This is a genomic window from Alphaproteobacteria bacterium, assembly GCA_035625915.1.
GTDB lineage: Bacteria > Pseudomonadota > Alphaproteobacteria > JACZXZ01 > JACZXZ01 > DATDHA01.
In genome coordinates this window covers 1-6,749 of sequence record DASPOR010000121.1, presented here as the reverse complement: position 1 = coordinate 6,749, position 6,749 = coordinate 1, and the positions used below count along the sequence as shown (strand labels likewise).

General features: G+C 60.9%; 8 protein-coding genes. 7 read left to right on the top strand and 1 reads right to left on the bottom strand.

What is annotated here, in order from left to right:
* The 7 genes from VEJ16_09995 to VEJ16_09965 all read left to right on the top strand — a co-directional run.
* On the top strand, positions 1-576 hold a 576-nt coding region (locus tag VEJ16_09995; GenBank protein ID HYB09991.1), incomplete at its 5' end, for an adenylate/guanylate cyclase domain-containing protein.
* A 99-nt stretch (positions 577-675) separates the two neighbouring features.
* Positions 676-1,473 (top strand): phytanoyl-CoA dioxygenase family protein, encoded by a 798-nt coding sequence (locus VEJ16_09990; protein HYB09990.1) that lies wholly within the window; start codon positions 676-678, stop codon positions 1,471-1,473.
* Positions 1,474-1,679: 206 nt separating this feature from the next.
* Entirely contained in the window at positions 1,680-2,132 is a 453-nt protein-coding gene (locus VEJ16_09985; protein ID HYB09989.1) for a PRC-barrel domain-containing protein, read from the top strand.
* 17 nt (positions 2,133-2,149) lie between these two features.
* Positions 2,150-2,515: a copper homeostasis periplasmic binding protein CopC gene (copC, locus tag VEJ16_09980; GenBank protein ID HYB09988.1), complete on the top strand. Its 366-nt coding sequence runs from the start codon at positions 2,150-2,152 to the stop codon at positions 2,513-2,515.
* Between the two features lie 4 nt (positions 2,516-2,519).
* On the top strand, positions 2,520-4,592 hold the full coding sequence (gene copD / locus VEJ16_09975) for a copper homeostasis membrane protein CopD (GenBank protein ID HYB09987.1): 2,073 nt from the start codon (positions 2,520-2,522) through the stop codon (positions 4,590-4,592).
* A gap of 117 nt (positions 4,593-4,709) precedes the next feature.
* Positions 4,710-5,147, top strand: a complete 438-nt coding sequence (locus VEJ16_09970; protein ID HYB09986.1) for an NUDIX domain-containing protein — start codon at positions 4,710-4,712, stop codon at positions 5,145-5,147.
* A gap of 427 nt (positions 5,148-5,574) precedes the next feature.
* Complete coding sequence (locus VEJ16_09965) at positions 5,575-6,522, top strand: hypothetical protein (protein HYB09985.1); 948 nt, start codon at positions 5,575-5,577, stop codon at positions 6,520-6,522.
* Between the two features lie 103 nt (positions 6,523-6,625).
* On the opposite strand, the gene VEJ16_09960 is transcribed toward VEJ16_09965, so the two are convergent.
* Positions 6,626-6,749: urea carboxylase (locus VEJ16_09960; protein HYB09984.1), on the bottom strand; the 124-nt coding region annotated here is incomplete at its 5' end.

The window sequence follows — 6,749 nt, the reverse complement described above, 5'->3', positions numbered from 1 at the left end:
GGCTATACCCGCATCACCGACACGGCACCGCCCGAGGAGATCATCCCCCTCCTCAACGACTATGCGGACGCTGTCATCATCGCAATCCATGACGCCGGCGGCAACGTCCTGAAGCTCATGGGCGACGGCATCCTCGCGATCTTCCGCGCGCCCGAAGTAGGCGATGCCGCGGTGACGGCGCAAACCGAGGGAGAGGCTTGGGCGGCGGCTTGCGCTGCCGCACTCGACGCCGCAATCGCAGCACGCGAGCGCATCGTGACCCTCAACGCCAAGCGGGCGGATTCCGGCCTGCCGACAACGCACATGTATCTCGGACTTCACGTCGGTGCGGTTTTCTACGGCAATGTCGGCAGCGCCGACCGGCTCGACTTCACCGTCGTGGGGCCTGCCGTGAACGAAGTGAGCCGTATCGCGGCCATGTGCCGCTCAGTCGACCAGGAAATCCTGCTCTCGGCCGCGTTCGCCGATGCGGCGGGCCCGGAGCGGGACCGCCTCGTCTCGATCGGGCGCTATGCGCTGCGCGGCGTCGGGCGGCCCCAGGAGCTTTTCACCCTCGAACCCGGACAAGCGCCTTAGCATTGCCCCGGCGGTGCGCGTTTCGGGCACAGGTCGGCGCGACCTTGCCGCCCATTTGGCGAGGTGTTATCAATCGCGCGGGACAAGGGGGTGTGATCGATGACGATCAGCCAGGACACGATCGAGGCCTTTCGCGCCGATGGAGCGGTGCTCCTCAAGGGTGTGTTTTGCGATTGGGTGGAAACGCTTCGTGCCGGGGTCGAGCGCAATCTCCAGGAACCGGGCCGCTACCAGCGCGTCTATACGCCCGAGGGCAGTGGCGGGCGCTTCGTCGGCGACTACTGCAACTGGGCGCGGATTCCGGAGTACCGGGATTTTGTGTTCAACAGCCCCGCCCCCGAGGTCGCTCGCGCGCTCATGCGCTCGCGCACGGTGCGCTTCTTCCACGAGCATATCCTGGTGAAGGAGCCAGGCACGCGGGAGATTACGCCTTGGCATCACGATCAGCCCTATTACTGCGTCGATGGCAAACAGAATCTCAGCTTGTGGACGCCGCTCGATTCTGTTTCGAAGGATGTTTGCGTCGAGTTCGTTGCCGGCTCACACGCATGGGGACGGTGGTTCCGGCCGCGTAAATTCACGGGCATCGCCTACGACCATAAGAACGATTCACTCGAGGACATGCCGGACATCAGCGCCAATCGCGCGAATTACCGGCTGCTGAGCTGGGATGTCGAACCTGGCGACGCGATCGCCTTCCACTTCCTGACCGTGCACGGCGCACCCGGCAACCCCTCACAAAGTCGACGGCGCGCCTTCGCTTCCCGCTGGCTCGGCGACGACGCCGTCTACGCAGTACGTCGCGGGGAAACGTCTCCCCCCTTCCCCGGCCTCGATGAGCGCCTGAAGCCCGGCGAGGCGCTGGCGACGGAGGAGTTTCCGCTCGTTATCCAATAAGTCTGGATCGTCGGCCAGGGGATAACCGCATCGACGCGGCGTTTCGCACGCCGATTTCGTCACCGGCGTCTTCTTCACGACCATTCGAAATATTCATTCCATCTTTGCACGCCTTAGCTCCGTCGAGGCAAAAGCAATATTGCGCGTCCAGTCTGCGTTCTGCCTGCAAGCGCGCGCATGCTATAAGGTCGAGAAAGGAGGACGCCATGCACCTCACCTCAAGGATCGCCGCCGCTTTTTTTCTTGTCGCTGTTTGCCTCGCGTGGCTGCCGTCGCAGGCGGCGGACGAGGACCCGGCATGGTTCGCTCGTCCGGGCGTGCCCGAGCGCGGACTTGCCATGACCAATCAGGCACCACTCATCGGGCGGCCGGTGCAAGATTCGAACGGTGTGGCTTTCGCCATGGTGAGCTACGTGCTGTTTGAACCCGGCCCAGGCACGGCGCGCTATTTGCTCGCCTCCGGGCCTAATTTCTACGGCAACATCTTGCTGCCCCTCACCCAGGTCCGCATCGACGAGACGGCGGTCCATGCGAACCGGCCAGCCGCGGATTTGCTCCAGGAAAGGCACTTTGGTGTTGAGGAAATGGAGAAGCATTACGATCCGGTCAATATGAAGGAGCACGCGCCGATTTTTCCGCCCGGTCTCAACGCGCAATGATGACGGATGGGTTGACCATGCCGAAGATCAAGCTTGCCGTTCTTGCCTTTATCGGGCTTCTTTCCATGACGGGGGCGGCACTCGCGCATGCCCATCTCCGCCGCTCCGAACCGGTCGGGGGGAGCACCGTTCACGGCTCGCCACCCGAAGTTAAGCTGTGGTTCAGCGAAGCGCTAGAGCCCGCCTACAGCGCCATCAAGGTCGCGGGCGCCGACGGCGAAGAAGTCGACAAAGGCGATACCTCGTCCGATCCCGCCGACGCAAAGATTTTACGTATTTCGCTCCCGCCTCTTCGTCCCGGAACCTACACGGTGACCTGGCAGATCACGTCGGTCGATACCCATAAGACCGAGGGCAAATTCACGTTCAAGGTGGTACCGTGAGCGGATGTGGGTTCAGCAAATCGTTGAGCCAAGCTTCTTCCTAAGTGCCGTCGCGCGAGCCTGCCACTATGCGAGCACCCTGCTCCTCTTCGGGACATTTGCATTTGCGATTGCGATCGCCCGCCCCACGGCGAATGCAGTCGGAAATTCGGCCGACGAGTGCCGCATCCTCCGGCAATTCTTGCTGCGGTCGGCGCTTGCCGGCCTGATCGCCGCATTGTTCACGGGTGCGGTCTTGTTCTGGATCACCGCCGCCGGTGTCAGCGGTAAATCGCTTGCGGATGCCTTGGCCCCGCAGGTCCTCGGCGATTTTTTGGTCAAGACAAATTTCGGACAGGTATGGCAACTGCGGCTCGCGATCGCCGCACTTTTGGCAATCGCACTTATGATTCTCTTGCATCGATCGGCCGCGAAGGAGAGCCCGGTCGGCGAAGCGCTTGGAGGTGGGCTCGCCGCCGTGCTGCTCGCCTCCCTCGCCCTGGTCGGACATTCCAATGATCGCTTGGGCACGGCGGGCGGCTTTCGCCTCGGCGTCGACATGCTCCATCTCTTGGCGGCGGGCGCTTGGCTCGGTTCTTTGCCGGGCCTTGCCTACGTGCTGACGCGGGTGGACGATCCGAAGTCGTCGATCCGGTTTCGCATTGCACGCGATGCAGTGGAGCGCTTCTCGACCCTCGGCATCGTATGCGTAGCCGTCATTTTGTTGACCGGCATCGCGAATAGCTGGTTTCTGGTCGGCAGTGTTCCGGCCCTTGTCGGCACCGACTACGGCCACATTCTGCTCGTGAAGCTAGCGCTCTTTTTACTGTTGTTGACGCTAGCCGCATTCAATCGTCAGCGGTATGCGCCGCAGCTTGCGTCTTCGGACCGATCAGGTGCCTATAAACAGGCGGTCATCGGAAGGCTCCGCCGCAACACGATCGCCGAAATCGTCGTCGGGCTCGCAATTCTCGGTGCGGTGGGCGCGCTCGTCGCGGCGGCACCGGCCGCCGGCGAGCAGCCCGATTGGCCCTTTCCCTACCAGCTCGATATGACGGTTTTCGCCACCGCGAACCTCTCCCTGAAAAAGGGTTTCGGAATCATCTTCCTCAAAGCGGGTGTGCTCGCGCTCGCCGGCGTCTTGGCGATCGCATGGAGCTTTTACCACCGCGCATGGGGGAGATTCGTGGCTGGATTTGTCGCCATCGGCATCGCGGCGGCAATTCCCGCGCGCTACGCTCTCATTGAAGCCTATCCGACGAGCTTTTACCGCTCGCCCATCGCTTACGATACGGCTTCCATCGCACGGGGCCGGCTGCTTTATTTCCAGAATTGTGCGATCTGCCACGGGCCGCACGGCTATGGCGACGGGCCGGCCGCTGCTGCCTTGCCCGTGACACCCGCCGATCTTACGAGCGGGCATTTCTTTCATCACGGCGAAGGCGTGCTTTTCTGGTGGATCAGCAATGGCGTGAAAAACACCCCCATGCCCGCCTTTGGCGATCGACTCGACGAAAACCGCCGTTGGGATCTCGTCAATTTTCTCCGTGCGCAAGCCGATGTCGAGCAAGCGAATGTGATGACCTATCTCGTCCAGCCATTTCAGCCGATCGTGGCTCCGGACATCGCGTTTCAGCTCCATGGTCGTGACCAGGAAACGCTTTCCGGCCTGCGGGGTAAAACGAACGTGCTGCTGATTTTCTATAGCGTACCCGACTCACTCACGCGCATTGAGACGCTCGGTGCGGCAAGACCGTCTCTCGAAGCGGCGGGCCTGCGCATGATCGCAATTCCGATGGAAAACGACACCGAAGTGCTGCTTCCCGAGGACCTCGCGGCGCAGTCGACGTTCTTGGCGGAGCCCGACCCGGATGCGGTCGCAACCTACACCCTCTTTCGTCGTGTGCCGAGCGGGGGAGAAAACTCGTCGCCGCTTCGGCATATCGAATTCCTGATCGACCGTGCTGGGTATTTGCGGGCAAGGTGGATTCCGGGCGAGCGGAAGGGCTGGAGCGATCTTGCCATGCTTCAGCGCCAGATCGACGAACTCATGCACGAGCCTTTGCGTCGCCCTCCCCCAGAAAATCATCTCCACTGATCGCTGTGTCGTCCAGGTTTCGTCGAATAAGTCGTGAGCGTCTCGTGTTACCGTGTCCACTTGTGATCAAGCCGATGCCTCGATCAACCGATTTCGGTCTAATGGCGGAGGGCGAATATGGACGTGTGGGCCATCAAGCCGATCGTCGATGTTACGATCTTGCATGGCGAACGCCTTTTGATGGTGCAATTCTCCACACCACCGGACAGGCAAGCGGGGTGGTTCCTGCCCAACGACGTCATTCGGGAGCGCGAGCATCCCGACAAGGCGGCAGCCCGCGTCCTGCATGAGCAGATTGGTCTCAGCATTCCAGCACCTCAAATATTCACGGTCGATTCGTTTCAGGGCAACGACGGATCTTGGCACCTGGCATTGCACTATCTGCTGAAAATCGACGACGCCGTGGCGGCGGAGATACGCCCGTCCATCGCAAAAATCCATTGGTTCGACCTGGCAAAGCTCCCCGCCAAGGCGGAGGTTGCGCATCACGGCTGGTATCTCGATGTCGTGGCTCGCAATCTGCGCAGAATGAATTCGGTGTCGTCGACACGTTGACACGTGGCAAAAAAACACGACGGGACTCTGGGCGACGGCATCAGCGAGCTGGGTGCGCGGCCCTTTGCCTTTCAGTCTCGCCGAGGTAACGCCCGATCGTCGACCACGATAGCAACACTTCGATGATTGCAGCGCCGACACGCGAACCGGCGGCCGGCGTCGTCCAGCGAAATATCGGTGCGCAAAAGTTTCAGTATCCGGCGGGGGTCGAACCTCGATGCGTGGCCGCAGGACTTGCAAAGAATCCACAGGAAACGTCGGGATTCTGCGGCGTCCGCCACGGTAACGATGTCTCCATGCCGTCTTCGTACCATGAGAACATTTTAAGAACATTCTTGCGGCGGCCGTCGAGTTGAAAAAACAAGATAGAATACTCTCGTGAATTCCGAGGTCTTTGGTAAATCAACCAAACGATGCCGAGGTCGCCATGAGGCTTGGAGCAAGCATTGCCGTCGCGGTCCTCATCGCAATGGCATCGACCGCCGGCGCTCAGCAAACCCCGCCCGGCTCCCGCACACCGCAGCCCCAGTCACTCGTTCCGCAGAAGCAGTCGCCAGCACGTCAAGGCGACCAAGGTATCACGGGGGTGCCGGCGGTGCCGGTACAGAAGGTTGAGTCGACCCCGCTCAGCCCACCTGACGATCAGGCCAAAGACGAGAGGAAGGAAACGCTCGAGATACAGCGACAGGCCGCAGCAGCCGAAGCCAAGGCGGCTGAGGCTGTCGAAAGCCTCGTCAATGCGACCAATCAGCTTGTCGCCTCAGGCGATCGCCTTGTAACGGCCACGAATGCGCTTGGTGGATTCACCCACGGGCTGATCGTGGTCGGCGCCGTGCAAGTGGTTGTCCTCGTTCTTCAGGTCGTCATGTTCCTATGGCAACTGCTCCTGATCAAAAAGGGCACCGCCCGCGCCGAAACCTCGGCCCGCTCAGCGAGCGAGTCCGCTAATCTTGCCAAACTCAGCTTCACGAAACTCGAGCGCGCTTTTATCGCGGGCGGCGGCTCCCCATCCCAAGATCGAAAAATGTTCCGGCTCGTCGTGCATAACGGCGGCAGAACACCCGGCGAAATCACCAAAATCGGCATGGGTTGGTGTGCGGCCGGGAACCCTCCGAACGCGCCCGACTACACAGAGATTCGGTTTGTCGCGTGGATTCCGCCCGGGGTTCGGGATCACCCGCTTACATTGATAGATCTAAGTAAAATCCGCCGCGAAACGCCGCCCCCTGGCGTGGACGTCAACATTTATGGAAGGATCTTTTACAACGATATCTTTGGCGACCCCCACAGCTTCGGATTTTTCACCACCGCCCGCGCCAGCGGAGAAAACTTCGTAACACCCAATCCTCCGCGCGCTTATGTCGCCTGGGACTAGTGTGGCGGATTTGAAGTTCCTGTCATTTTGGTGGCATCCGCGTTTAGGAGCTTCAAATCCACCACACGAACTCATTTTGGTGCGCGGCTGCGACGCCGTGCTGTCAGAGCACGCTGATCTCCACCTTGATTGGCGTCGGTCGGCCGCCGGTGCAGGGATTATTCATCTGTGGGCAATTGGAAATGAAGGAAAGCAGGTCCATGTCCGCCCGCAAGGCGATGAAATCC